At 63.1% G+C, this 24,682-nt stretch carries 27 protein-coding genes; 10 read left to right on the forward strand and 17 right to left on the reverse strand.

The window, feature by feature from the left end:
- On the forward strand, window positions 1-227 hold a 227-nt coding region (locus tag J4F42_11710; protein MCE2486172.1), incomplete at its 5' end, for an HAD family hydrolase.
- A 57-nt stretch (window positions 228-284) separates the two neighbouring features.
- On the forward strand, window positions 285-845 hold the full coding sequence (locus tag J4F42_11715; GenBank protein MCE2486173.1) for a ferritin-like domain-containing protein: 561 nt from the start codon (window positions 285-287) through the stop codon (window positions 843-845).
- Between the two features lie 8 nt (window positions 846-853).
- Here the strand turns inward: J4F42_11715 and J4F42_11720 are convergent, their stop codons facing one another.
- The 12 genes from J4F42_11720 to cofC are packed head-to-tail and all read right to left on the reverse strand — an operon-like array spanning window position 854 to window position 14,029.
- Complete coding sequence (locus J4F42_11720) at window positions 854-2,452, reverse strand: VWA domain-containing protein (protein ID MCE2486174.1); 1,599 nt, start codon at window positions 2,450-2,452, stop codon at window positions 854-856.
- 60 nt (window positions 2,453-2,512) lie between these two features.
- The gene (locus tag J4F42_11725) at window positions 2,513-3,934 is read right to left on the reverse strand and encodes a sigma 54-interacting transcriptional regulator (protein ID MCE2486175.1); all 1,422 of its coding nucleotides are present in this window, start codon (window positions 3,932-3,934) and stop codon (window positions 2,513-2,515) included.
- Window positions 3,935-3,942: 8 nt separating this feature from the next.
- Complete coding sequence (locus J4F42_11730; protein ID MCE2486176.1) at window positions 3,943-4,314, reverse strand: integration host factor subunit beta; 372 nt, start codon at window positions 4,312-4,314, stop codon at window positions 3,943-3,945.
- A gap of 11 nt (window positions 4,315-4,325) precedes the next feature.
- Window positions 4,326-6,158 carry a 30S ribosomal protein S1 gene (locus J4F42_11735; protein MCE2486177.1) on the reverse strand — a complete coding sequence of 611 codons (1,833 nt, stop codon included), beginning with the start codon at window positions 6,156-6,158 and terminating at the stop codon, window positions 4,326-4,328.
- On the reverse strand, window positions 6,100-6,936 hold the full coding sequence (locus J4F42_11740) for a (d)CMP kinase (protein ID MCE2486178.1): 837 nt from the start codon (window positions 6,934-6,936) through the stop codon (window positions 6,100-6,102). The genes J4F42_11735 and J4F42_11740 overlap by 59 nt, the downstream gene beginning before the upstream one ends.
- A gap of 4 nt (window positions 6,937-6,940) precedes the next feature.
- Window positions 6,941-8,287 (reverse strand): 3-phosphoshikimate 1-carboxyvinyltransferase, encoded by a 1,347-nt coding sequence (aroA, locus tag J4F42_11745; GenBank protein MCE2486179.1) that lies wholly within the window; start codon window positions 8,285-8,287, stop codon window positions 6,941-6,943.
- The gene (locus tag J4F42_11750; protein ID MCE2486180.1) at window positions 8,284-9,165 is read right to left on the reverse strand and encodes a prephenate dehydrogenase/arogenate dehydrogenase family protein; all 882 of its coding nucleotides are present in this window, start codon (window positions 9,163-9,165) and stop codon (window positions 8,284-8,286) included. The genes aroA and J4F42_11750 overlap by 4 nt, the downstream gene beginning before the upstream one ends.
- Complete coding sequence (locus tag J4F42_11755) at window positions 9,165-10,256, reverse strand: histidinol-phosphate transaminase (protein ID MCE2486181.1); 1,092 nt, start codon at window positions 10,254-10,256, stop codon at window positions 9,165-9,167. Before J4F42_11755 ends, J4F42_11750 begins: the two co-directional genes overlap by 1 nt.
- Window positions 10,257-10,297: 41 nt before the next feature.
- Window positions 10,298-11,401, reverse strand: a complete 1,104-nt coding sequence (pheA, locus tag J4F42_11760) for a prephenate dehydratase (GenBank protein MCE2486182.1) — start codon at window positions 11,399-11,401, stop codon at window positions 10,298-10,300.
- Between the two features lie 13 nt (window positions 11,402-11,414).
- Complete coding sequence (locus tag J4F42_11765) at window positions 11,415-12,428, reverse strand: acetyl-CoA carboxylase carboxyltransferase subunit alpha (protein ID MCE2486183.1); 1,014 nt, start codon at window positions 12,426-12,428, stop codon at window positions 11,415-11,417.
- A 13-nt stretch (window positions 12,429-12,441) separates the two neighbouring features.
- Complete coding sequence (miaA, locus tag J4F42_11770) at window positions 12,442-13,395, reverse strand: tRNA (adenosine(37)-N6)-dimethylallyltransferase MiaA (GenBank protein ID MCE2486184.1); 954 nt, start codon at window positions 13,393-13,395, stop codon at window positions 12,442-12,444.
- Window positions 13,364-14,029 (reverse strand): 2-phospho-L-lactate guanylyltransferase, encoded by a 666-nt coding sequence (gene cofC, locus J4F42_11775; protein ID MCE2486185.1) that lies wholly within the window; start codon window positions 14,027-14,029, stop codon window positions 13,364-13,366. The genes miaA and cofC overlap by 32 nt, the downstream gene beginning before the upstream one ends.
- Window positions 14,030-14,169: 140 nt before the next feature.
- Between cofC and J4F42_11780 the strand changes: the two genes are divergently transcribed.
- Genes J4F42_11780 through J4F42_11795 form a run of 4 tightly spaced genes read left to right on the forward strand, consistent with a single transcriptional unit; the run spans window position 14,170 to window position 17,663 of the window.
- Complete coding sequence (locus J4F42_11780) at window positions 14,170-15,372, forward strand: thiolase family protein (GenBank protein MCE2486186.1); 1,203 nt, start codon at window positions 14,170-14,172, stop codon at window positions 15,370-15,372.
- Window positions 15,372-15,944, forward strand: a complete 573-nt coding sequence (rsmD, locus tag J4F42_11785; protein ID MCE2486187.1) for a 16S rRNA (guanine(966)-N(2))-methyltransferase RsmD — start codon at window positions 15,372-15,374, stop codon at window positions 15,942-15,944. Before J4F42_11780 ends, rsmD begins: the two co-directional genes overlap by 1 nt.
- Before the next feature lie 11 nt (window positions 15,945-15,955).
- Window positions 15,956-16,435 carry a pantetheine-phosphate adenylyltransferase gene (coaD, locus tag J4F42_11790; GenBank protein ID MCE2486188.1) on the forward strand — a complete coding sequence of 160 codons (480 nt, stop codon included), beginning with the start codon at window positions 15,956-15,958 and terminating at the stop codon, window positions 16,433-16,435.
- Between the two features lie 28 nt (window positions 16,436-16,463).
- Window positions 16,464-17,663 (forward strand): pyridoxal phosphate-dependent aminotransferase, encoded by a 1,200-nt coding sequence (locus tag J4F42_11795; protein ID MCE2486189.1) that lies wholly within the window; start codon window positions 16,464-16,466, stop codon window positions 17,661-17,663.
- Window positions 17,664-17,670: 7 nt separating this feature from the next.
- On the opposite strand, the gene J4F42_11800 is transcribed toward J4F42_11795, so the two are convergent.
- The 5 genes from J4F42_11800 to J4F42_11820 form a co-directional block, all read right to left on the reverse strand.
- Entirely contained in the window at window positions 17,671-18,777 is a 1,107-nt protein-coding gene (locus J4F42_11800; GenBank protein ID MCE2486190.1) for an LLM class flavin-dependent oxidoreductase, read from the reverse strand.
- A gap of 33 nt (window positions 18,778-18,810) precedes the next feature.
- On the reverse strand, window positions 18,811-19,017 hold the full coding sequence (locus tag J4F42_11805) for a type II toxin-antitoxin system HicA family toxin (GenBank protein MCE2486191.1): 207 nt from the start codon (window positions 19,015-19,017) through the stop codon (window positions 18,811-18,813).
- 121 nt (window positions 19,018-19,138) lie between these two features.
- On the reverse strand, window positions 19,139-19,966 hold the full coding sequence (locus J4F42_11810; GenBank protein MCE2486192.1) for a PIN domain-containing protein: 828 nt from the start codon (window positions 19,964-19,966) through the stop codon (window positions 19,139-19,141).
- On the reverse strand, window positions 19,963-20,199 hold the full coding sequence (locus tag J4F42_11815; GenBank protein MCE2486193.1) for a hypothetical protein: 237 nt from the start codon (window positions 20,197-20,199) through the stop codon (window positions 19,963-19,965). Before J4F42_11815 ends, J4F42_11810 begins: the two co-directional genes overlap by 4 nt.
- A 140-nt stretch (window positions 20,200-20,339) precedes the next feature.
- On the reverse strand, window positions 20,340-22,058 hold the full coding sequence (locus J4F42_11820) for a hypothetical protein (protein MCE2486194.1): 1,719 nt from the start codon (window positions 22,056-22,058) through the stop codon (window positions 20,340-20,342).
- A 97-nt stretch (window positions 22,059-22,155) separates the two neighbouring features.
- On the opposite strand from J4F42_11820, the gene J4F42_11825 reads away from it, so the two are divergent.
- The 4 genes from J4F42_11825 to J4F42_11840 all read left to right on the forward strand — a co-directional run bounded on the left by J4F42_11825 (window position 22,156) and on the right by J4F42_11840 (window position 24,680).
- Window positions 22,156-22,896 carry a GTP-binding protein gene (locus J4F42_11825; GenBank protein ID MCE2486195.1) on the forward strand — a complete coding sequence of 247 codons (741 nt, stop codon included), beginning with the start codon at window positions 22,156-22,158 and terminating at the stop codon, window positions 22,894-22,896.
- Window positions 22,896-23,150, forward strand: coding sequence for a GTP-binding protein (locus tag J4F42_11830; protein ID MCE2486196.1), 255 nt, complete (start codon window positions 22,896-22,898; stop codon window positions 23,148-23,150). The genes J4F42_11825 and J4F42_11830 overlap by 1 nt, the downstream gene beginning before the upstream one ends.
- A gap of 75 nt (window positions 23,151-23,225) precedes the next feature.
- Window positions 23,226-23,738 (forward strand): NIPSNAP family protein, encoded by a 513-nt coding sequence (locus tag J4F42_11835; protein MCE2486197.1) that lies wholly within the window; start codon window positions 23,226-23,228, stop codon window positions 23,736-23,738.
- Between the two features lie 15 nt (window positions 23,739-23,753).
- Window positions 23,754-24,680 (forward strand): LLM class flavin-dependent oxidoreductase, encoded by a 927-nt coding sequence (locus J4F42_11840; GenBank protein MCE2486198.1) that lies wholly within the window; start codon window positions 23,754-23,756, stop codon window positions 24,678-24,680.
- The last annotated feature ends 2 nt before the right edge of the window (window positions 24,681-24,682 follow it).

A 24,682-nucleotide genomic window follows, 5' to 3' on the forward strand; every position in this document is an offset into this window, starting at 1 on the left:
GACCCGAGCAGGTCATGCATGTCGGCGATTCGCTGCTGCACGATATTGTCGGTGCCCAGGCGGTCGGGATTCACGGCGTGTGGCTGAACCGCAAACGCCTCGCCGTCGCCGACCTGCCGGCCCAGCTTCAACACCAGCTCGGGGATACTCGAGCAGAATATGAGATTAGCAGCCTGACCGAGCTGCACGCCTGTATCGACCGGCTCATGGAGATCGCCCCCGGCTGAGCCGCACAGCTTGCCTCGGGCCGGACGGTTCGGCTATGAGGAGTCAGAGACACCACCATGGATAAAAACGCCTACGACATTCTCCTGTTCAACTACTACCGCGAGGCCGAGCTGCGCGGCGCCGACCTCATTCTGCGCTTGATCAACCGCATGGACGACCCCCGTCTACAAGAAAAACTCTCCCGGCATCTGGCCGACGAAACCAAGCACGCCTGGCTGTGGACCGAACGGATTCGGGCCCTGGGTGGCATCCCGGTCCGTATTGACAACGGCTATCATCGTCATCTGCGCCGCAAGATCGGCCTGCCCTCAAAGCTACTCGACCTGCTCGCCCTGACCTATGTGGTCGAAGAGCGCTCGCGCAAGCGCTACGAAGAGCACGCCGCCCGGCCCGAGGTAGACACCGCCACCCGCAAAGTCCTTGACGAACTTCAGGAGGATGAAGAGCGCCACCTCAGCTGGGTGTCTGAGAAACTGACCCGGATGGCCGAACACGAGAGCCAGGACAGAGTCACGGCCGTCCTTGAGCGCTATCGAACACTCGAAGCAGAGGTGTTTGCCGAGATGGTGGCGGACGAGCAGCGGGCCTTGCAGAAGATAACGGAAGACGTGGACTGAGGCGTCAGTTAGAGTTTCTTTTTCTTCTTCGACACGTAATCGACCAGCAGATACTCTCCCAGGCTGTCGGGCCGGGTATAAAACGCCCGGCCCCGGTTGAGCTGGGTCATTTTTTCGACAAAGGCCCGCAGGCTGGGGCTATCGTCGAGCATGAACGTATTAATCGTCACCCCGCGCTGGGTGGCCCGCTCGACCTCTCTGAGCGTTTCCTGGGCGGCCCGCATGCTGATCCCGCCAAACGACAAGGGCCACTCACAGTACAGCCGACCATGAGAAAAATAGGCCGTCGGCTGTCCGTCGGTCACCACAATAATCTGGCGGTTCTGGCTCGGATGGCGGTGAATCAGGTCTGAGGCCAGGCGAATGCCGTCCTGCAGATTGGTGAACGGATCGCCCATATTCCAGCTGGCCTCGGGCAGATCCTTGACCTTCAGCTCAACCGCCCGGGTAAAGAAGCCGACGATGGCAAAGTAGTCGCGCGGATAGCGCGTCCGAATCAGGCTCTCCAGGGCCAGGGCGACTTTTTTGGCCGCAGCGAAGCGTCCCTCCCAGCTCATCGACCAACTCATATCGAGCAGCAGGACGGTCGAGGTGGTGGTCGCGTGGTCGGTTTCATACACCGTAAAATCGTCGGGCTGGATGCGCAGCGGCACCCCGCTGCCGTTACGCGTCAGCGACTTTTTGAGGGTGCCGATCAGATCGAGATGGAAGGGATCGCCGTAGGCGTAGGGCTTGGTCTCGTTGACCTTGATCTCGGCAATGCCGCGGTGGTCGGCGGCGTGGGCGCCGGAGCGATCCCGGAGCAGGGTGGCATAAATGTCCTGGAGCGCCAACTGGCCGATACGCCGAATGCCCTTGGGCGACAGCATCAAGCGCCCTTCGCGAGGGATGACAAACCCGGCCTCCTGCAACAGCGCCTGCATCTGTTGCAGGTTCTCGAAGTCTTGGAGTGCGCCCTGGCCGAGCATATCCTGGAGCATGCTGGGGTCGATTTTCTCGGGCTGACCCGACAGCAGGTTCTGCTCCATCTCCTGCAGCTGGGTCATCTCTTTCATCAGGTCGAGGGCCTCGTCATAGGTCAGCGACTGGGGACCGTTGAACAGATCGTTATAGCGCCGCTGAAAGTCCTCCAGAGAACGAATGTTCTCGAACTCCTGCATGAGTTCGTCAAACGCCTCTTGGGCGGCCTCGTCCTCGAACGGATAGCGACTGAGCTTCTCCATTTTATCGCTCATCCGCTGGGGCAGCCGGTCGAGAAACTCCTCGTTTTTCTCCAACTCGGGTTTCTGCGGACGGCGCTGCTGAAGCGTGTCACGCTCCTGGTTCAGGATCTGATTCAGCTTGTCCTGCATCTCGTCCAAGGACGAGTCCAGATTGGCCTGGCGGTAGCGCTCGCGCATCTGCTCACGCAGGTCGCGGACCAGGTCGTCCAAGCCCTTGAGCTTTTCGTCGTTCTCCCCCTCCACGCCCTGGCGCATGAGTTTGTCCATGGCTTGGCGCATGTCGTCGGTGGCCGACAGATGGTCGGCCAGCTCTTGGAAAACCTTGTCGGCAGACAGCTGGACCCGCTGACTCCCGTCCCAGGCGGTATAGCGTATGGTGATCATGCCGTGAGCCTGTGTTGAACCTAGCCAGAAGGTCGGGAGAATCCCGGGCCTGAGGGGCGGCTAGGCCCGGTAGGTAGCGCGCCCGCCTTCGCTCTCTTTATTGAGTTTCTGGTGCAGATGGAGGCCTTCGAGGATGAACTCGGTCGCCGCAGCAATCAGACTCGGCTGCGAATCCACCCCCAGGACCTTGAGACCATCGGCCAGCCCGGTGATCGTGTGTTGACCATCCAGGTAGTCCTCGGCCGCCATGCCATCCGAAATCTCGACGCCCCAGCCATTCTTGAAATGGTCCACGACCGAAGCCAGCCCTTCGACGCTCAGGTGTTGATCAAACACCTTTTGCACCGCTCGGCTGATCAGCCGCTCGATGATCTCGCCGTCTTTCTTCTCCTCGCCCGAGTACTCCAGCTCAATCTTGCCGGCGGTCGAGGGATACAGCGCGTGCAGGTCGCTGATCCTGGGCACCACGTCCGTCTCGCCGAGGCGCACAGCGCGTTTCTCGGCGTTGCTGAGCAGACTCTCAAAATTGTTGATCGTCACCCGGACGCTGACCCCCGAGGCCTGGTTGATCTCGCTCGAATTGCGCGCCTCCATGGTCAGCTGGGCCAGAATCTCCTTCATGAACTGCGGCACCTGAAACGCCCGTTCGCCGCGCGGAAAGATCGTGGCCTCTTGTTCCATGATCGAAATCTCATGGTCGAGCGAGCGCGGGTAATGGGTCCGGATTTGGACATCAAAGCGGTCTTTCAGCGGGGTAATGATCCGCCCCCGGCTGGTGTAGTCTTCCGGGTTAGCACTGGCCACAATCATCACATCGACCGGCAGGCGGATTTTGAAGCCCTTGATCTGAACGTCTTTCTCCTCCATCAGGTTGAACAGACCGACCTGGACTTTTTCGGTCAGGTCGGGCAGTTCATTGATGGCAAAGATACCGCGGTTGGTACGGGGAATGAGCCCGTAGTGGACGGTCTCTTCGTTGGACAGATAGCGCCCTTCGGCGACCTTGATCGGATCAACCTCGCCGATCAAGTCGGCCACCGCCACATCCGGGGTGGCCAGTTTTTCGGCGTAGCGTCCCTCGCGCTCCAGCCACGCGATCTCCACCTCGTCACCCCGCTCGGCCGCCAGCCGCCGACCCTGGGGCGAGATCGGGCCAAAAGGGTTCTCGGGAATCTCGGCGTCCCGAATGATCGGCACATAGGGGTCCAACAAGGAGATCAGGCCGCGAATGATCCGCGACTTGGCTTGGCCCCGTTCGCCCAGGAACACCATGTGATGGCCAGCCAGGACAGCGTTCTCAATATCTGGAATCACGCTGTCTTCATAGCCGATAATACCGGGCAGGATCTGCTCACCCGCCGCGAGCATACGCAGCAGATTGGTCCGCATCTCTTCCCGTACGGAAAGGACCTGGTAGCCTGCCGTTTTCAGGTCTCCAAGCGTCCGGGCTTCCTGACGTAGGGTTTCGCTGGGGTGTTGCACTGCGATCTTTACCTCTCCTCTGCGCTTTCGGTCTGGGGCTCTGGACGCAAGCCAGCGGGCGCACCGTCCGACGCCGGCACGCTCGTCTGGGTCGGCACCGTTTTATGGTCTACCCGCAGTCGGAGTTCTTTGCCGACCTTGAACAACAACACACGTTTGGCCGCCACTGGGACGACCATACCGGTGCGCGGATTGCGTCCCTCGCGAGCCGGGCGATCCTTAATGATAAAACTTCCAAATCCCCGGATTTCGATCCGTTCGCCCTGCACCAAAGCCTGCGTCATGCTATCAAACACCGCGTTGACCATGACCTCGACTTCACGCCGCGAGAAACGGGGATATTGCTCGGCTACTTCCTCGATAAGATCCCGCTTGGTCACCGCCCTGCCCCTCAGGCTTTCTGCCGGCCGTCCTTATCCTCAGCCTCATCCCGGTCCAGGCGTAATTCCTCGCCCAGAATATCCTCAAAGGAAAACCGCGCATCTTCCCGTTCCCGCTGCAAATAGGCCTCCATCTCGGCTCGTTCCTCGGTCCGCCGCAGGGCTTTAATACTCAGGCCCATCTTGTGTTCCCGGGCGTCAATGTGGATGACCTCAGCCTCGACCTCGGTCCCGACGTCAAACAGCGCCGACGGTTTCTCGACCCGTTCGGTCGACAGCTGAGAAATATGGACCAGTCCCTCAACCCCGTCTTCGACTTCGACAAACACACCGAAATCGGTCACGCTAGTGATCTTGCCGTTGATCCGCGTGCCAATTGGATGGCGTTCGGCCAGCGTCTGCCATGGGTCCGTTGCAGCCTGTTTAATGCCCAGCGAGACCCGCTCGTTTGCCACGTCCACCCCGAGGATGACCGCCTCCACCTCATCGCCCTTTTTGAACAGCTCCGAGGGGTGTTTGATCTTTTTTGTCCAGTGCAGATCAGAAATATGGGCCAAGCCGTCAATGCCGTCCTCAACCTCAACGAACACACCGAAATCGGTAATGCTCTTGACCTTGCCCGAAATATGGCTGCCGACCGGATGGTTCATCCGCACCAGCTCCCACGGATTGGGCGAAATCTGCTTGAGCCCCAGGGAGATGCGCCGGTGGTCAGGGTTAATGTCCAGGACAACGACATCGACCTCATCCCCGACCGACAGCAGCTTGGAGGGATGGGTGATGCGCTTGGTCCACGACATTTCGGACACGTGCAGCAAGCCCTCGACGCCGCTCTCCAACTCGACAAAGGCGCCGTAATCGGCCAAGCTGACGGCTTTTCCGTGCACGCGACCCTCCACCGTATAGCGCTCGGCAACGGTGAGCCAGGGATCAGGAATCAGCTGCTTGAGACCCAGCGAGACCCGCTCGCGCTTGGCATCGTACTTGAGGACCACGACCTTGACGGTCTCGCCGGTCTTGACCATTTCCGACGGATGGCCGACACGGCCCCACGACATATCGGTCACGTGCAACAGGCCGTCTATGCCACCGAGATCGACAAACGCCCCGTAGTCGGTGATATTCTTGACCGTCCCCTCCAGAATGACCCCCTCCTCAAGCAGCTTCAGCGTCTCTTCGCGCAGGGTCGCCCGTTCCTGCTCCAGAACCGTTCGGCGCGAGACCACCACATTGGCCCGTGAGCGATTAAACTTCAGGACCGCAAACTTCTCCCGGCGTCCGATGAAACGATCCAGATCCCGCACCGGCCGTAAATCGACGTGTGAGCCGGGCAAAAAGGCCGAGACCCCGATATCGACCTTGAGTCCGCCCTTGACCTTGCCGACGATGCTGCCCTCGATGGGCACATTATTGGTAAAGGCCTCCTCAATCTTGTGCCATACCCGAAACTCTTCGGCCTTGGCTCGAGACAGCACCACGCCTTCCTGCTCGGCGTCGGCCGAGTCAAAAAAGACCTCGACCTCATCGCCCTCACTTATAGTGACTTCCCCGTCCCGCGAGCGAAACTCGGCCACAGGGATCTGTCCCTCCGATTTATAGCCGATGTCGATCGTGACCACCTCGGGTCCGATGTTCACCACCCGCCCCTGGACGACTTCGCCGGGTTTGACCGTCTGCAAGCTCTGTTCAAACAGTTGGCTGAAATCTTCAGGTCCGCCGGCCGGCCCCTCTTCCTGTCCCTCTTCCTGACTCTCTTGGGGGGGGCTTTCCGGCTGAGCCAGGCTCTCAGTGGCGGTCTGCTCGTTTTGAGCCTGGGTTTGTTCGTGTTCGGTGTTGTGTTCCATGTGCGTGTGTACCCCCTGGGAAGCTGCCTGCTTCTCGCCTCTCCATACCCCCCTCTCCATCAGGTTGCAAGGGCTGCGCTCCGTGCTTTTTCCTTTTTGCATCGCCACTTGCATAGTTTTCTGCATACGTGGCGAGCGCGTCCACCACTTCTGCCAGGCTGAGGTCGGTGGTGTCAAGAATGACGGCATCGGTGGCTGGACGCAGCGGCGCGTGGCTGCGCCCCGTGTCCCGCTCGTCCCGTTCCTGCATAGCGCGGCGCGTCAGCGCCAGAGAAGTCGGGCGGCCCGTACGGCGGAGTTCTTGATGGCGCCGCCGGCTGCGTTCTTCGGCCGAGGCATCCAGGTAGACCTTGAGATCGGCCTCGGGAAAGACCACGGTTCCGATATCCCGACCCTCGACCACCACCCTTCCGCCACGGCCCAACTCGCGCTGGGCCGTCAGCAAACGCGCACGCACGAGCGGCTGGGCCGATACCCGGGAGGCCATCTGACTCACCTCGGGACGCCGAATCTGCTCTGTCACATCCCGTTGTCCCACAAACAGACGCTGGCCACCCGGAGCCGGCTCAAAGCGCACATCGAGGGTTTCACACACCGGTGCCAGGGCCGCGGCGTCCTCGGGGTCGAGCCCTTGCTCCCAGACCAGCAGGCCGACTGCCCGATACAGCGCTCCGGTATCAACATAGCGATAGCCCAGACGCTCGGCCAACAGGCGGCTGGCCGAGCTTTTGCCGGCTCCGGCCGGACCGTCGAGGGCGATGATCAGATCTTTTTTCATAGCCTTACCGGACGGCCCGGATATCAACACCGCTCAGTTCTTGCAACACCCGGTAGAAGCCCGGGAAGGAAATATCGACGCAGCTGGCCTGATCCAGGGCGAGCGGTCCGGCCGCCCGCAGACCGGCCACACTGAGCGCCATGGCGATGCGGTGGTCGCCCCCGCTGGAGACGCGTGCGGCTCGAAACGGCTGGGCCGATCCGGCCCGGCCCTCAATGACCAGCCCATCCGGCAGCTCGGTCACCCCAACGCCCAGGGCGTGGAGCGCGCCAGCAAGCATCTGGAGCCGGTCGCTCTCCTTGACCCGCAGCTCCTGAGCGCCGCGAATCACGGTCGTGCCCTCGGCACAGGCCGCAGCGACCGCAATGATCGGAAACTCGTCAATGGCCCGGACGACCAGATCGCCATCAATCCGGGTGCCGCGCAGCCGACTGGCGTGGACCACCACATCGCCTACCGGTTCACCCCCCGCCTCGCGCTCATTTTCAATGTGCAGCGCCGCGCCCATGGCTTGGAAAACATCAAGCACCCCGGTCCGGGTCGGATTGACCCCAACGCCGCACACGCGCAGGGCGGAGTGTGGCACGATCAGTCCCGCCCCAATGAAAAAAGCGGCCGACGACAGGTCGCCGGGGACCTCAAGCTCGCAGCCGCGCAGCCGCTGTCGGCCGGCGACCGAGACCGTCGTGTCCCGCACCTCGACCCGACCGCCAAACGTCCCCAGCAGGCGCTCGGTATGATCGCGGGAACGGACCGGCTCCCAGACCCGGGTTGTGCCCCGGGCCTGGAGACCAGCCAACAGAATGGCTGACTTGACCTGGGCGCTGGCCACCGGACTGCGGTAGTCTATCGCCCGCAGCGTCTGAGCCGGGCCAAGGCCGTGGATGTGCAGAGGCAGACGGTTCGTTCCGTCCTCACCCGTGATCTTCGCACCCATCTGGCACAGCGGATCAAGCACCCGACTCATTGGCCGGCGACGAAGCGACGCATCACCGTCAAGCCGGGAGGAAAAACTCCGGCCCGCCAAGACGCCGCACAACAGTCGGGCGGTCGTCCCCGAATTGCCGCAGGCGAGGGACTGTGACGGCGCCTGCAATCCGTCCCAGCCCCGACCCGTGACAAGCACCTCGGTGCCGTCATGCGCAATCTCGACCCCCAGTTCCTGGAAAGCACCGATTGTGCTGCGGTTATCCCCGCCCAGAGAACAGTTACGGATGCGGCTCTGGCCGTGGGCGACGGCAGCCAGAATGACCCCCCGATGGCTGATCGACTTGTCGCCGGGCAGGCTGATGTCTCCGCGCAGTCCGGCCGAGGCCGACGAGAGGGGATTGACGAGCAGGGCGTCGGTCATGACCGCTCCCGCAGGCGCGTCAGACGCTGGCGTTCGGTCCGGGCCGCAGCCATCATCTCGGCCAGGATCTTGCCATCAGCCCCGGCAATGGCCGCTTTGAAGTCGGCCAGGGCGGCCTCAAACTCGGTCACTGCGTCCAGCAGAGCCTGGCGATTCTCGAGGCAGATATCCCGCCACATCTCGACCGGACTGGCCGCCACCCGGCTCAGATCGTGGAAGGCGCTGCCCGCGTAGGCCAGGGCATCCACGTCGGCCAGCGGGTTGGCCAGCACGGCATTCATCACACTGAAGGCGATCACATGCGGCAGGTGACTGACCCGCGCCAGCACCCGGTCGTGGACCCGCATATCCATCTCCTCGACCCGCATGCCGACCGCCTGCCACAGCTCGCGGACCCGGGCCAGGGCAGCCGGATCGGTGCGGGGGGTCGGTGTCAGCACGCACAGCCGGTTCTCAAACAGCGAGGCAAAGGCCGCCCCCGCCCCGGCCTGCTCGGTTCCGGCAACCGGGTGCGCTCCGACACACGGCAGAGACGCCGGGAGCAGCTCCTCCAAGACCGTCACTACCTGTTCCTTGACGCTGCCCGCGTCGGTGACAATGCAGCCCGGCGGCAGATGGGGGATGAACTGCTCCAGCACCCGGCGGGTAGCGGCGACCGGTACGGCCAGCAGAAACAGGTCCGCCTCCCGGGCTGCCTCGGCCGGGTCAAAGGTATAGGCGTCAATACAGCCCCGCTCCAGCCCGAGCTTGAGGTTGGCCTCGGTCCGACCAAAGCCGACCACCTCGCCGACCAGACCGCGCTCGCGGACGGCCAGCCCCAGCGAGCCGCCGATCAGACCGACCCCGGCAATAATCAGACGATTGAACAGACAGGTCATTAGGCTTCCTTGACAATCCGCTCCAGCGCCTCAATAAAGCGCTCGTTCTCGGACGGTGTGCCGACGCTCACCCGGGCGTAGCCCGGATAGCCGTAGCCCTCCATCGGCCGGACAATAATCCCGGCCGGGAGCAGCTTCTGGGCAACCCCGGCTCCGATATTGACCAGCAGAAAGTTGGCCCAGCTCGGCGCGCACTCCACGCCCAGGCGGTCCAGCTCGGCGCGCAAATAGGCCAGGCCGTGCCTGTTGTTGTCCTGGGTGCGGCGAATATGCGCCTCATCGTCCAGGGCGGCCAAGGCCCCGACCTGGGCCAGGCTGTTGACGTTGAACGGCTGGCGAATACGGTTGAGAGCGTCGGTCAGCTGGGGCGAGGAGACGCCATAGCCGACCCGCAGCCCGGCCAAGCCGCAGATCTTGGAGAAGGTCCTCAGGGTCACGATGAGCCGCCCGTCGCTGTGATACTCGAGCGAGTTCGGGTAGGCCGGGTCATCCACAAACTCGAAATACGCCTCATCGACCACAACCAGCACATCCGACGGAATGCGCTTTAAGAACGCCTCCCACTCGTCGCGGGGATAGATCGTTCCGGTCGGATTGTTGGGATTGTCCAGAAAGACGATCCGGGTATCGGCAGTCACAGCCTCGGCCATAGCCGCCAAGTCAAACCGAAAACCCGTATGCGGCACCACGATGGTCCGTCCTCCGGCGGCTTTATTGACCAGATGGTAGATGGCAAAGGCGTGTTCACCGACCACGATGGATTCACCGATCCGGACAAAGGTCCGCACAATCATCTCGATCAGCTCGTTTGAACCGTTGCCGAGAATCAGACGCGAACGGTCAAGACCGAGCTTCTCGGACAGACGCTTTTTCAGATAAAACGCGTCGCCGTCGGGATACCGATTGAGGTCGGGCAGCGCGGCCGTAATCGCCGCAACCGCCCTGGGTGAGGGACCGAGCGGATTTTCGTTGGAGGCAATTTTGATCGAGTCGGTGATACCGTACTCGCGCTCGACCTCCTCGATCGGCTTACCGGGCTGATAGGGAGTCAGGGACAGAATCCATTCGGGAACATACTTGCTGATATCCATACGTCCTCACCAGGTAACGACCAGACGACGCGGCCCGACCCTCAGGCCGGGCTGGCCGGTCTGGCGGTCGCATACGAGCCCAGGATTCTGACCTGGACGCACAAGGGTTCAATCTCTTGGAGCGCCCGGGCCAGGGGGGGATCCGTGCGGTGGCCTTCCACGTCAATGAAAAACACATACTCCCAGGGTTTGCCTTTGAGCGGGCGCGACTCGATGCGCAGCATATTGATCGCGTTGTCGGCAAAAGGTTTGAGCGTCTGGTACAGGACGCCGGCCCGGTCCTTGACCGACACAAACAGTGCGGTTTTATCGTGGCCGGTCGGCTTTGAGGGCTGGGCATGGCCCAGGATGGCAAAGCGGGTGAAGTTGTCGGTCTGGTCCTGGATGTCGGCGGCCAGCACCCTAAGTTTATACTCCTCGCCGGCCAGGCGACTGGCAATGGCAGCGGTGCGGGTATCGCGGCTGGCCAGCTCGGCCGCCCGCGAGTTGCTGCTGGCCTCTTCAACCACCGCGCCCGGCAGGTGGGTGGCCAGCCAGCGCCGGCACTGGGCCAGAGCCTGCGGGTGGGCCAGGACTCGCTCTACCCGTCCCAGCCGCTGGGCACGACTCAGCAGACAGTGACGGATGGCCAGCGAGCGTTCGGCAATAATGGTCAGGGCCGACTCGACAAACAGATCGAGCGTGATATCGACCGCACCGCCGGTCGAATTTTCAATCGGCACGACCCCATAATCGGTGTGCTCGTGCTCGACCTCGGCAAACACCTCGGGAATCGTCGCCACCGGGACACACTCGGCCTGGGCGCCAAACTGTTCGCGAGCGGCCATATGGGTGTAGGACGCGGCCGGCCCCAGATAGGCAATCCTGGGCAGCTGTTCGAGGGCCCGCGAGGCGGAGATGATCTCGCGGTACACGGCCTGGACGGCACGGGTCGAGAGCGGCCCGCCGTTGAGGTCGGCCAGGCGGGCCATGACTTCATGTTCCCGGCTCGGCACATAGACCGCAGCCCGCTCGTTGTGCTTGGCCTGGCCGATGCGCTGGGCCAGTCGTGCCCGACGGTTGAGCAGGCGGACAATCTGGGCATCAAGCTGGTCAATTTTTTCGCGCAGGGGAGCGAGCGAGGCAGGGGGGCGTTTTTTCGGCACGGCTCGTTTTGTACTACGATTCGCGATCCGCGTCCATCGACGTCCGACCCGCTTGGCGGCCTCCCTCACGCACCGCAGCCGTGCCCATACGCCGGAATTTCTCGTAGCGTCGGGCCAACAGCTCGTCCAGCGGCAGGCCGACGACCTCGTCCAGATGCCGGGCGATGGCCCGTCCGACCGCAGCCATAGCCGCCTCCGGATGGCGGTGCGCGCCGCCCTGGGGCTCGGCCACGATCTCGTCAGTCACCCCCAGACGCAACAGGTCGGGGGCGGTAATCTTCATCGCCTCGGCCGCCCTGGCCACCCGCTCGGGGGTACGCTCGCCGTACAGAATGGCGGCGCAGCCCTCCGGGGTAATGACCGAATAACACGCGTTTTCCTGCATCAGCACCCGGTCACCGACTCCCAGAGCCAGGGCTCCGCCACTCCCTCCCTCGCCAATCACGACCACGATCACCGGCGTTCGCAGACCGGCCAGCTCACGGATATTGCGGGCAATGGCCTCGGCCTGGCCGCGCTCTTCGGCGCCCACCCCGGGGTAGGCGCCCTGGGTGTCGATAAAGGCCACCACCGGTCGCCCAAAGCGCTCCGCCAGCTGGAACAGACGCAGAGCTTTGCGATAGCCCTCGGGGCGCGGCATACCAAAATTGCGGTGGACCTTTTCCTGGACCGTTCGACCGCGCTGGTGACCGAGCACAACCAGGGGTCGTCCCTGGAAGCGGACCAGGCCGCCGACAATGGCCGGGTCATCGGCAAACGTCCGGTCGCCGTGGAGTTCGACAAACTCGGTTCCCAGGAACCGGAGATAATCCAGGGTATAGGGCCGGTCGGTGTGGCGTGAGAGCTGGATACGCTGCCAGGGCTGCAGGGCTGTATAGATCTCCGCCTCCTGGGCCTGCTGATATTCGGTCAGCTGGGCCAGCTCGGCCCGCTCCTCGGCCGAGCAGTCTTCTCGGCGTCCCAGCGCCTCAAGCCGCTTATCGATCTCGCTCAGCTCCTGCTCAAAATCCAGATAGGTCGTCTGCACAGCCGTCCCCTTATCAAATCTGGAAAAATCGCGCGACCATGGTCCAGATCCGATTAACCTGACCCGGTTCAAACCAGCACATCTCCGGCTCAGCGCGAAACCACGTCATCTGGCGTTTGGCCAGCCGCCGGGTGTGCTGAGCCATATCGGTTAGCGCCTCTTCCAGCCCACTCCGATTTTCGAGTACACGCCGCATCTGGGCATAGCCAATCGTCTGTAGAACGGGCAGGTCGGGACTATAACCCCGCTGCCACAGCCCGCGCAGCTCTTCCACCAACCCGCCCTGGACCATCTCCCGACAGCGCTGCCCGATCCGCTCGTACAGTCTGGCCCGGTCCGGCTTGAGTCCGATCATCAGGGTGTCAAAAGGCTGTTCTCGAAAACCGTGTCGCGCCTGCCACTGACTGAGCGGGGTGCCGCTGAGCAGCACCACCTCCAGGGCCCGGACGAGGCGCAGCGTGTCGTGCGGATGCAGACGAGCTGCGGCCGGGGGATCGAGCTGTTGCAGTCGGCGGTGCAGGAAGTCGCCGCCGACTTCGGCTTCCTGCTGCCGCAGGCGGGCGCGCAGCGCCGCATCGGCCGGCGGGCCGGCGCACAGCCCGCGCGTCAGCGCCCGGATGTAGAGTCCCGTCCCACCGACCACCACCACCCGTTTCCCGCGCCGCCGCATGTCATCAATAGCGGCCTGGGCCAAGCGCCGAAAACGCGCCACGTCAAAGCCGGCCTCGGGTTCGACCACATCGAGCAAATGGTGGCGGACGGCCCGCCGTTCGTGGGAAGTGGGTTTGGCGGTCCCGATATCGAGATAACGGTACACTTGGCGGGAGTCGGCGCTCACGATTTCGGCGTTACAGCGGCCGGCCAGCTCAACTCCCAGGGCGGTTTTTCCGCTGGCCGTCGGCCCGGCAATCACAACCAGCTGTGGCTTGCCCACGTTACACCGATGGCGGTTTGCGGTCGGCGCCAAAGACGCCATACTCGCGCAGCACCCGAGCGGTATGCGGAGCCAGACGCTGGTGCGCACACTGTTTGAGGTCTTCGACCGAGTCCAGATCAAAGCGAATGCTCGGCGCCTCGACGACGCGGCACGCAATCCCCTGACGGCGGGCGGCTTTCTGATGAGCGGCCAGGCTGGGGCCGCCAAAACACGGCTGCATGACCAGCGGCGGCACGCGCAGAAAGGCGTTGGTACCGTCCCCATACTTGCAGCGCACGAGCAGGATCTCGGGCCGACCGCTCAGTTGGGCGAACAGCCGGGCAATGTCTGGGGGCTGGATAAGCGGCAGATCGGACAGCAACACCAGGAGTGTTGTCGCCCCATGGCGGACACAGAAATCGCTGCCCAGTTCGGTCGCCCCGTTCAGCCCGCGCGGCCAGCCCTCGGCCACGGCCAAGGCTCCCAGCCCCCGGGCCAGGGTCAACAGGGACGGGTCGGAGCTGACCACCGCGACCCGATCAACCGCCGAGACCTGCAACACGCTCGACACCACATCGGTCAGCATCGCCCGCGACACGGCGCGACGGGCCGCCTCGGACAGCAGTGGCGACAGGCGGGTCTTGCCCTCGGCCAGCGCCTTGACCGGCACCAGTACAAAGTTCACAGCAGCCCCATAGTGGCGAAATTCTGCTTGCCGAACAAGGGCGTGTGGGCGTATAGTGGGGCGTTTTGAACTGCACGGGGAACGATGCTGACCACCCCATCGGGCAGAGATCATCGTTCCCCTTTGAAGGGAGCACGCATATGAGACAGGTAGCCATCGTCGGAGCCGGCATGACCCGTTTTGCCAAACACCTCGACCGGAGCATGAAAGACCTGACCCGCGAGGCGGTCGACGCCTGCCTGACCTCGTCCGGCGTCGACAAGAACAAGCTGGAAGCCGCAGCGGTCGGCAACGCCATGGCCGGCCTGCTGACCGGCCAGGAGTGCATCCGCGGCCAGGTCGTGCTGCGCGACATGGGTATCGGCGGCATTCCGGTCATCAATACCGAAAATGCCTGCGCCAGCGCGGGCACCGCCTTTCATCTGGCTTGGCTGTACGTAGCCTCCGGCCTGTACGACACCGTCCTGGCCGTTGGCATGGAAAAGCTCTTTCACCGCGACAAGAGCCGTTCGTTCGCCGCCCTGGGCAGCGCGATTGACGTAGAACTGATGGAACAAACGCTGGCCGACATGAACGAGGCCACGTCCGACGGCGCCGGCACCTCACGCAGCCTGTTCATGGACTTCTACGCCCAGCTGGCCCGCGACCATATGGACACCTACGGCACGACCGCCGAGCACTACGCCAAGATCGCGGCCAAGAACCACACCCACGGCAGCCTTAACCCCCACGCCCAGTTCCAAACGCCGCGCAGCCCCCAGGAGGTCCTGGACGCACCCCTGATCGCCGATCCGCTGACCCGCCTGATGTGCTCGCCGATCGGCGATGGCGCGGCCGCAGTCGTGTTGACCAGCGCCGACACCGCCCGACAGTACACCAGCCAGCCGGTCTATGTCAGAGCCTCGGCCGTGTGTTCGGGCCAGGACCACCAGCCGCACGAGCCCGGCATCAGCCAGCGGGCGGCCCAACTGGCTTATGAGGCGGCTGGCATCGGGCCGCAAGACCTGGACGTGGCCGAAATCCACGACGCCTCGGCTCCGGCCGAGCTGATGCTGTACGAAGAGCTGGGCCTGTGTCCGGCCGGGGACGGCGGCCGTCTCATTGACGAGGGGGTAACCGCCCTGGGTGGCCGTCTGCCCGTCAACCCCAGCGGCGGGCTGCTGGCCAAGGGCCATCCGGTCGGCGCCACCGGGGTGGCCCAGATCGCCGAAATCTTCTGGCAGCTGCGCGGCCAGGCCGACAAACGTCAGGTCGCCGGGGCCAAGGTCGGGCTGACCGAGAACGGCGGCGGCCTGCTGCGCGGCGAAGCCGCCGCGACGACCGTGCATATTCTGAGTGTGTAGTGCGTATTATCGCCGGTTCACGCGGCGGACTCCAGCTCAAGGCGCCCAAGGGCTACACCGTCCGGCCGACCGCCGACCAGGTCAGAGAGGCAATCTTCAACATTCTGGTCAGCCGCTTTACGCTCCACGGGGCAGCCGTCCTCGACCTGTTTGCCGGCACCGGCGCGCTGGGCCTCGAAGCCCTGAGTCGGGGGGCCGAGTCGGTCGTCTTTGTCGACCCCCACCCGGAAGCCCAGCGCACGATTCGGACCAACCTGCGGATCACCGGCTTTCGTCAGCGGGGCCGGGTGGTGCGCGCCTACGCCGCAACCGGGCTGAAAATCGTCGCCCAGCAGGGGCTGCGCTTCGATGGCGTCTTTGCTGACCCGCCCTACGCCGAGGGCTGGGTGGACAAAACCCTGCGAGCCCTGACCGGCGGCCGGCTGCTCAGCCCGGACGCCTGGGTCGTGGTCGAGCACGACCCGCACGAGAGCGGCGCCGAGACCTACGCCGGTTTGGTATTGACGGATCGCCGCCATTACGGCAAAACCGGGGTGTCCTTCTACCAGCGCCAAGACGAGGAGGCCGTGTGAAACGTCGGGGCATTTACCCAGGCTCTTTTGATCCGCCAACCTACGGACACATCGACATTGTCCGCCGCAGCTTGGAGATTGTTGACGAGGTGGTGGTGGCGGTGGTGTACAATCCGCAGAAGACGAACTATCTGTTCACGCCCGAGGAACGCCTCGACATGTTCCGCGAGGAATTTACAGAGATTGGCGACCGGGTGATCTACGATAGTTTTTATGGTCTACTGGTCGACTATGTCGAGAAAATGCAGGCCAGCATTGTCATTCGTGGCCTGCGGGCGGCGTCCGATTTCGAGTATGAATTTCAGATGGCACTGATGAACCGACACATGAAACCGAATATCGATACCCTCTTCCTGGCTACCGGGGCGGCCCATTTTTATACCGCCTCGCGCCTGGTCAAGGAAATCGCCAGCTTCGACGGGTCGGTCCAGGGCTTGGTCCCGGCCCACATCGAGCGGCGTCTGCGGGAAAAGCTGGCCGCAACCTCCTGAGCATTCTCAACCCCCATACACCACCATGATACAGCTCGCCGAACGTCTATCGCTCATCAAGCCGTCTCCCACCTTAGCCGTCACCGCCCAGGTTGCCGCCCTCGGCCGCCAGGGCATCAACGTGATTGATTTTGGCGCCGGAGAGCCCGACTTTGACACGCCCGACCATATCAAGGCAGCGGCCGTGGCCGCCATCCAACACGGCCAGACCAAGTACACCCCGGTCGGCGGGACCGCAGCCCTCAAAGAGGCGATCATCGCCAAACTGGAGCGGGATAACGGGCTCAGCTATGCCTTGTCGGAGGTGACCACCAACTCGGGCGGCAAACACACCCTGTTCAACGCCTTCCACGCCCTGTTCGGGCCGGGCGACGAGGTCCTGATTCCCACCCCCTACTGGGTCAGTTATTCGGACATGGTGATCCTGACCGGCGCGCGGCCCAAGCTCCTGCCGACGAGCGAGGAGACCGGTTTCAAGCTGACCGACGGCCAGCTCAGGGCGGCACTCGGTCCCGACACCAAGGCCCTGCTGCTCAACAGCCCCTCAAATCCGACCGGCGCGGCTTATACCGAGCACGAACTGGGTCAGCTGATCGAGGTGATCGAGCAGACCGATCTGCTCGTCATTTCGGACGATGTGTACGAGAAGTTTCTGTACGATGCGCCGCGCTGCGCCCAGATCCTGGCTCTCAAACCCGAGCTGCGCGACCGGGTGCTGCTGGTCAACTCGGTGTCCAAGACCTACGCCATGACCGGCTGGCGCCTGGGCTATGCCGCGGGCCCGGCCAACCTGATCAAAGCCCTGGAAACGCTCCAGAGCCAGAGCACCTCAAACCCCAGCTCAATCAGCCAGGCTGCGGCCGTGGCGGCGTTGACCGGGACCCAGGAGCCGGTCGGTGTGATGGCCGCCGAGTTTGCCAAACGCCGCAACTACATCGTCGACCGCCTGCGCGCCATTCCCGGCATCACCTGCACCCTGCCCGAGGGCGCCTTCTACGTCTTCCCCAACGTGTCCGGCTACTTTGGGGCAAGCGCCGGGGACACTCGCATCGAATCGGCAACCGACTTCGCCCTGTATCTGCTGGAAGAGGCGCGTGTCGCCCTGGTCGCCGGCGAGGGCTTTGGCGCGCCCAATAATGTCCGCATCTCGTACGCCACGTCGATGGCCAACCTGGAAAAAGGCATGGATCAGATCGAGGCCGCGCTCACGCGCCTGGAGCGGGCCTAGGGCCTCCTCAACCGGCGGCCGGCGGCCGCTCACCCGCCTCTCCCACCACCCCCAACTGCCGGAGCAGGGGCACAATCTCGCGGCCGAACCGGACCGTGTCGTCATAATACGACAGAAAACACATCAGCACGCCGTCGAGCCCCAGCTCGTACAGCCGCTTGAGCTTGAGGGCGACCTGTTCGGCCGTGCCGATAACCGGCAGGGCGCCCGCCCCCAGGGCAAACATCTCCAGGGTGAAATGATCGAACGAGCCGCTGCCGATGCCCAGCCCCCGGGCCCAGTTCTCGGTTGCCACGGGATCCATCTGGTCGAGAATCCGACGTTTTTCGTCTTCGGCCTCTTTTTCGGTCTCGCGCCATAAGACAAACGGGTAGCCCGCGCAGCGGACGCGACGCCTGTACCGGTCAGCCCGGACCTTGAAGTCCCGGGTCAGCTCCCCGGTCTCCTCGATAGACGACTGGCCGATAAACGCCCAGTCACACAGCCGGGCGACCAGCTCCTTGGCGTCTTCCGATACCCCGGCGTTGACGATGGGTGGGTGCGGTTTGCACCCCGGCTGCGGATTCACATAGCCGCCCGTAATCCGGTACCACGGCGAGTCGTAGTCAAACGTGCCCGGCTCCTCGGTCCACAGCCCTTTCAGAATCTCGATGAACGCGGCTGTCTTGGCGTAGCGCTGGTCGTGGGGCAACAGCTCAATACCCATCATGCCGAACTCTTCCCGGCTCCAGCCGCTGACAATATTGATGCCCCAACGTCCCCCGCCGATATGGTCCAGCGTCGCGCCCATTTTGGCCGCCACCAGGGGGTGAAAGACCGGCACGTGGACGGTCGAATAGACCTTCAGCCGGGTCGTCACCGCCAGCAGCGCGGCCGCCCAGGTCATGGTCTCCTGCGACAGACCCAGGTAGTTGGTTTCGCCTCCGAAACCGCGCCAGCGGCTGACCGGAAACAGAAAGTCAAAACCCGCCGCCTCGGCCGCCAGGGCAATCCGCTTATTCGATGCATACGGCCACTCGTCGGGGCCGGTCCGATAGGTGCTGATCGAATACGCGTTGCTACAGTTGGGCATGAAAATGCCGAGTTGAAGAGGCTCACGCTCGGTCTGCGTCACCGTCACCCTCCTTGTTCATTGCCGTTCCGTTCGTCACCTAGCCAGGAACTCATCCAGCGTCACCCCGGCCTGCCTGAGGATAGCCCTCAGCGTCCCTTCGGGCAGTTCGCCGGGATGGTTGGGAATGGTGGTATACAGACCAGTCGAAGGATTGAACCAGATTTCGTGGGAACAGGCGCTTGCCGATCTAAACGAAAACCCAAGGAGCTGAGTTTTGCGCTCACGCGTCCAGCCTTTCATCCATCTCCATCAATAATCTCTGCGTCTCCTCCCCCGAACGGCGCATGTCGATATCTACCCTGCTGACCGCTGGCGTCATACACACCGGCAGGATACACGGTAGGCATTGCAGCATCCCTCGTTACTCGGCGCAACTGTCCGTCAAACGATCGAGGCCAGCCTGCCAGGTTATCGCGTGGCCAACTATGTAGTGAAGTTCTATCAGGTCTATCATCTCACAGGCGTGTTCAAAGTTTCGCCGCCAATTGGCATCGAAGTGTCCGAAGCCGAGGTAGCCGAGCGCAAGCAGGTCGATACGTTCCTCATTGTTCAGTCCCTCAACTAGGCGATAAAGACGCCTGTAAGCTGGGGAATCCTCGCAAAGTTTCCAGATTTCATCTGCTATGAATTTCAGACCCCTGGTCTCAGCATGGACGGTGTCAAAAATATGCTTTTCGGTATCGGCGAGGAGATTGTAGGCGGCAATGAGTTCCTGAATTTTATCTCGCCCGATTACCAGCGCGGTCGCTGCGGCACCGATCTCGTCCGCAAATCCAGCAGAGCCGATGTAGCGAACTGGGTCGCTAACGAAACCGGTAGTGACCTTTTTTGCAAACTTGTGATCGGCAGTAACCAGCACTGATTCAGTCGCTTCCGCGCAAGCAAGATAGAGACAATCGTACACCGGATGATCGAGTTCCTGCGCGACTTCCGCCGCCCGCGCGATGAGCGTGCTGATGGGATACAAGGAGACAATCTCATCCAGACTCTGTATCTTGTCCAGATATGGTTGGGTATCAGAAATCTCGTTCTGGCGCGCTTTTTTCCAAATGGTGTTGGCAAACTCGGCCAGCAGCATATCGGGCGCGTAGAGTGTGAGACGATGGGCGAGCAACAGGCGTGCTTCCTCGAAAAACGGCTCCTGCACGAACCATTTGACGACGACGCTAGCGTCAACGGTCAGCTTCACCGCTCTCGGTCCTTGCGTAACAGTTCGACGCTATCTGTCTGCGCGGCCTTGGAAGTTGCGGCGGCGATTGCGGCGGTTCGCTGGCGAAAGTCGGCCATACGGACGCGCTGATCTGCTCGCTGCGTCAGTACGTACCGGACCTCGGCCTCCAGCGAACGCTGGTTTGCCTTGGCCTGAGCCTTCAACGTCTCGATCACGCCATCGTCGAGATTTCGGATCGTCAGGTTTCCCATTCGCCTTCCTCCTTTCATGATGTCATAATGCTAGCATTGTGACATCACTGAAACAAGCTTTTGTGGGAGCAACTGCCTCCAGAGCGAGCCGAGTTGCACGTCGCGCAGGGTTTTCGGATGTGCCGATCAGGCCATGTCGTCTATTCCAACCTCTCCAACTCACGAATCGACGGATTCCACGTCCAGCAGCCCTGCCAGGCTCGACAGATGCGCGGCGCGTTCGGTCCTTTGATCCGAACGGTTGCGTCATGAATGTCGCTCAGATTTTTGGTGCCGGTCGCATCGGGCAGAAAGGTCCGAAAGACATGCGTCAGGCTGCCGCTTGACCCGTCGCCTTCGAGTGTCACCACACCAAACCCGGGACAACTGCCCACGGCCGCGTGCTTGACGGTCACCGGGTGCGGGCCCCGGAAGGAGACGATGAGCTTTCGGCCATCGGGAGAAATATCCACCAGGTCCGGGGCCGGATCGTCGCTGAACTCATAGTCCTCGCCGTCCTGATTGACGAAGGGCGCCCCTTCGCCGACACACCACCCCGACCCGGTGAGATCCAGGCTGCTCACATGCGCCTCGGCCTGCTCTTCCAGCGTAGCGTCGGGATCGTTGATGATCTTGCCCATGTCGAACACTTCAGCATTATTTTGCACCCGATCAAACTGATACAGATACCGTCGGGTGGGCGAAATGGTCAGGCCGTGGGCGTCGCGACGGCTGGCCAGCGCCTCTTCGGAGGTGAGGCCCAGCGTTTTCTCTTCATAAAACTTGACGACCGGCGGCATATTGGGCGTGGTGTGGGGGCTTGCCCCATCGGGATAATCGAGCGGCAGACGATACATGATAAACACCGAGTCATCCGCGCCCGCAGCACTCGCCGAGACGCCCGCGTTCAGGTGCATGAAGCCGCCCCCTTCCGCGCCGCCACACCCGGCCCCGCTGATGACATCATTGGTATATTCGGCCACGATCGACATCGGTTCGGTCGTGACATCGACCACGAACAGCCCGCCACCGCCGAAGGTGACATACACGTGCTGGCTGGTGCTGCTGGGGATGGGACACACCACCACGTTATTGGGCCGGCCCGGCCCTTCCTTCAGCGCGCCGCTCGGCGTGTGCAGCGTCTGGAAGTTGGCATACGCCCCGCTCACCCGACCGGCCGGCAGGGTCGAATCGGCCCGCGCTGCCATGGCCGTCAGGTCCCGTCCCCCGACCAGATCGAGCGTAGCGGCTTTGTTGAAGGTGAAGGTGTCTGCGGCCTGGTCGTAATCGATGCGCTCCAACAGCTTGGCGCTAAGATTGGCCACGATCAATTTGGTGCCGTCCGGAGTCCAGAAGGACATATGGTTCGAGGGAGCCGAGCCTGCCGGGCCGGTCGTCCGGAAGAGGGCCTTGCCAAGCTTGGCCGCCTCGCGCGGGCTGCCCCGAATCGGCCTGCACAGCTTGAACCGTTCACCCGACAACGTACACTGCCCCTCCGCATCAATAATCCCGACCAGCCCGACGCCCGGACCAAAAAAATTCGCGTTCATGAAGCGATGCGACGGGTGGGGCAACATGCCGTGGAGCCGCTCGACATCCGCGCCAAGCTCCGACAGCGCGTAGGGAAAGACATCGGCCGCTTCGATCACAGTCGGCCCGAACAGCGGATGGTCTTCGTCATACGTTCCGGGCTGGGCGATCAGGATGTCGCGGCCGTCGTACACCAGAATGCGACCGCCAAAGGTGCCGGTGGGATTCTCGGCGCTGATATCGGCGCTGTTCGATTGATCGGACAGCCACACTTCCCACTCAATCGCCAGGGCATGACTGGCGCTCAACACACCCACCGCGATTAGGCCGGCAACGGTTTTCCACTTCATGTGCATATCCTCCTTTTCATCAGGGACATATTGCTGGGCACCTCTTTAGCCGTTCCTTCCCTTTCCCGCAACCGGGAATCCTGTAATACTGGCCGGCATGGCCGACGCCCCTGCCCTCGACAAAGAACGCCTGGTTTTCAGCGAGACCGGGCGGATTCCGCTCCACCTGATCTCCGGCTTTCTGGGCAGCGGCAAAACCACCCTGCTGAAGCGCCTGCTCGATCACTGCCTGGCCAGCGGCCTCAAACCCGCAGTCATGATGAACGAGTACGGCGAGGTCAATATCGACGGCGAGCTGCTGCGCGGCCAGGGTTTCAGCGTCCGCGAAATGAGCAACGGCTGTATCTGCTGCACCATCGGCGCGACCCTCGGCCTGGCCTTGCAGGAAGTCGCGGCACTGGGGCCGGATGTCATCTTCGTGGAGGCCACCGGCCTGGCCGACCCGATCGAGCTGATCGATCAGGCCACCAAAGAAGAGGCGCTGACCGTGGTCCGCCTGGCGTCGCTGATCGCCGTGCTGGACCCGGTGAACTTCGCCCGGCTGGCCGAAGAGCTGCACGCCGGAATCCGGCAGCAGACCGAGCTGGCCGACTTCGTGCTGCTCAACAAACGCGACCTGGCCGCTGCCGCTACGCTGACAGACCTGACGGCGCAGATTCGCCAGCTCAACCCCCGCGCCCAGATTGTGCTGACCGAACGGGGCGAGATGGACTACGACCGCATCCTGGCCGCAGCCGGAGACATCGTCCGCCCGCCGCAGTCCCGCCAGCCGAGTCCGGCCCACGACCACTTTCACACCCTGACCCATCTGTGTGACGCCCCGCTGGACCGCGGCTGATGCGGACGCTGCCGCCCAGCGTCTGGCGGGCAAAAGGCTTTGTGCGCTTCACCGACTCTGAGGAACAATGGATGTTCCAGTACGTCGCCGGCGAGTTGGACATGGAATGGATCGACCTGTTGCCCGAGCCGCCCGAACACGTGGTGTTCATCGGCAAGGGCTTTGATCGCGATGCTCTCCACGCAGCGCTGCTGGCGTGCGGCGAGTCCACGGCCGACACACCCGACCCACAGGAGGACCGTCATGATTTATGAAGTTCGGACCTATCGGTTCCCGAGTGCGAAAAACGCTTTGCCGAGGCCCTGCCCCACCGCGAAAAATATTCTCCCTTGGGCGCCTTCTGGCATACCGACATCGGCCCGCTGAACCGGATCATCCACGTCTGGCCCTACGACGACCTGCGCCAGCGCACCGAGCTGCGCGGCCAGGCCATGGCCGACCCCAACTGGCCACCCAAAATCGGGGCGATGATCGAAGACATGGAGTCGGAGATCTTTATTCCGGCGCCGTTCATGCAGCCCCTGGGCCAGAGAAACCTGGGCGGGGTGTACGAGATGCGGACCTACCTGTACCAGCCGGGCGCCCTGCCGACCGTCCTGGAACGCTGGGCCGAGGCTGTGCCGGCCCGGACCGAGCTGTCGCCGCTGGCGGCGTGCTGGTACACCGAGATCGGCGGCCTCAACAAGTTCGTCCATATCTGGCCCTACGCCGACCTTGAGGAGCGGGCCCGCATTCGGGCCGCCTCGCTCAAGCTGCCCAACTGGCCGCCGGGCACGCGCGAGTTTCTGGTCAGCCAGGACAGCACAATTCTGATCCCGGCCGCGTTTTCTCCCATGCACTGACTGGAGGGTATTCCCATGGGCGGTATAAAAATCGGTATCGGCTTCGGGCAGTGGAAATACGGGCTGCCCGACCCCGAACTCATCTGTAGCAGCGCCGAGCTGGCCGAAGACCTGGGGCTCGACTCGGTCTGGCTGTCGGACCACATCGTCACCCGCAACCCAACCCTGGATATCACCTGCCTGTTCGCCATGATTGCGGCCCGGACCAAAAAACTCAGGATGGGGCCGAGCGTCCTGACCCTGCCGGCCCGCCATCCCGTTCAGGTGGCCAAGACCTACGCCACCCTCGACTATCTGTCGAACGGACGCATGATCATGGCCGTGGGTAGCGGCAGCGATACGCGCGACCTGGCGGCGTCGGGCATCTCGCCCCGCGAACGCGGCAAGCGGCTGGACGAGGGCATTGATATCCTGCGCCGCCTGTGGACCGAGTCGAGTGTCAGCTACGAGGGCCAGTTCTACCAGTTCGAGGACGTGACGATTGAACCCAAGCCGGCCAAAGGCTCGCTGGACATCTGGATCGGGGGCAAGAGCGACGCGATTCTCAGACGGGTCGTGCGTTTGGGCGACGGCTGGTTTCCGGCCCTGACCACCCCGTACGAATTCCGCGCCGACATGGACAAACTGCAAGCCTACGGCGAGTCCTACGGCCGGCCGGTCGATTCGCGCGAAGCCGGGGTGCTGCTGCTGACCCATGTGTGCGAGGACCGCGAAAAGGGCTGGGAAACCGTTGCGCCCTTTCTGCGCGGTCTGCCCATGCCGCCCGAAGACCTGGCCGCCCGCTGTGTGGTCGGCCCGCCCGAGGAGTGCGTGGAAAAAATACAGGACTTCGTCAACGCCGGGTGTGTCAAGTTTGTCCTGCGACCGGCCTGCCCGCTGGACGAGATCCAGCCCCAGATCACGCGCTACGGCACAGACATCCTGCCCCATTTCGTGACCTGACC

The organism is Desulfurellaceae bacterium, from assembly GCA_021296095.1.
Taxonomy (GTDB): domain Bacteria; phylum Desulfobacterota; class Binatia; order Bin18; family Bin18; genus JAAXHF01.

What these genes read in the sequence shown, in the direction of transcription:
- J4F42_11715 (MCE2486173.1), top strand. Translation starts at nt 285, where the DNA reads ATGGATAAAAACGCCTACGACATTCTCCTGTTCAACTACTACCGCGAG.
- J4F42_11720 (MCE2486174.1), bottom strand. Translation starts at nt 2,452, where the DNA reads ATGATCACCATACGCTATACCGCCTGGGACGGGAGTCAGCGGGTCCAG.
- J4F42_11735 (MCE2486177.1), bottom strand. Translation starts at nt 6,158, where the DNA reads ATGGAACACAACACCGAACACGAACAAACCCAGGCTCAAAACGAGCAG.
- J4F42_11740 (MCE2486178.1), bottom strand. Translation starts at nt 6,936, where the DNA reads ATGAAAAAAGATCTGATCATCGCCCTCGACGGTCCGGCCGGAGCCGGC.
- aroA (MCE2486179.1), bottom strand. Translation starts at nt 8,287, where the DNA reads ATGACCGACGCCCTGCTCGTCAATCCCCTCTCGTCGGCCTCGGCCGGA.
- J4F42_11750 (MCE2486180.1), bottom strand. Translation starts at nt 9,165, where the DNA reads ATGACCTGTCTGTTCAATCGTCTGATTATTGCCGGGGTCGGTCTGATC.
- J4F42_11755 (MCE2486181.1), bottom strand. Translation starts at nt 10,256, where the DNA reads ATGGATATCAGCAAGTATGTTCCCGAATGGATTCTGTCCCTGACTCCC.
- J4F42_11780 (MCE2486186.1), top strand. Translation starts at nt 14,170, where the DNA reads ATGAGACAGGTAGCCATCGTCGGAGCCGGCATGACCCGTTTTGCCAAA.
- J4F42_11805 (MCE2486191.1), bottom strand. Translation starts at nt 19,017, where the DNA reads ATGAAAGGCTGGACGCGTGAGCGCAAAACTCAGCTCCTTGGGTTTTCG.
- J4F42_11815 (MCE2486193.1), bottom strand. Translation starts at nt 20,199, where the DNA reads ATGGGAAACCTGACGATCCGAAATCTCGACGATGGCGTGATCGAGACG.
- J4F42_11820 (MCE2486194.1), bottom strand. Translation starts at nt 22,058, where the DNA reads ATGAAGTGGAAAACCGTTGCCGGCCTAATCGCGGTGGGTGTGTTGAGC.
- J4F42_11825 (MCE2486195.1), top strand. Translation starts at nt 22,156, where the DNA reads ATGGCCGACGCCCCTGCCCTCGACAAAGAACGCCTGGTTTTCAGCGAG.
- J4F42_11830 (MCE2486196.1), top strand. Translation starts at nt 22,896, where the DNA reads ATGCGGACGCTGCCGCCCAGCGTCTGGCGGGCAAAAGGCTTTGTGCGC.
- J4F42_11840 (MCE2486198.1), top strand. Translation starts at nt 23,754, where the DNA reads ATGGGCGGTATAAAAATCGGTATCGGCTTCGGGCAGTGGAAATACGGG.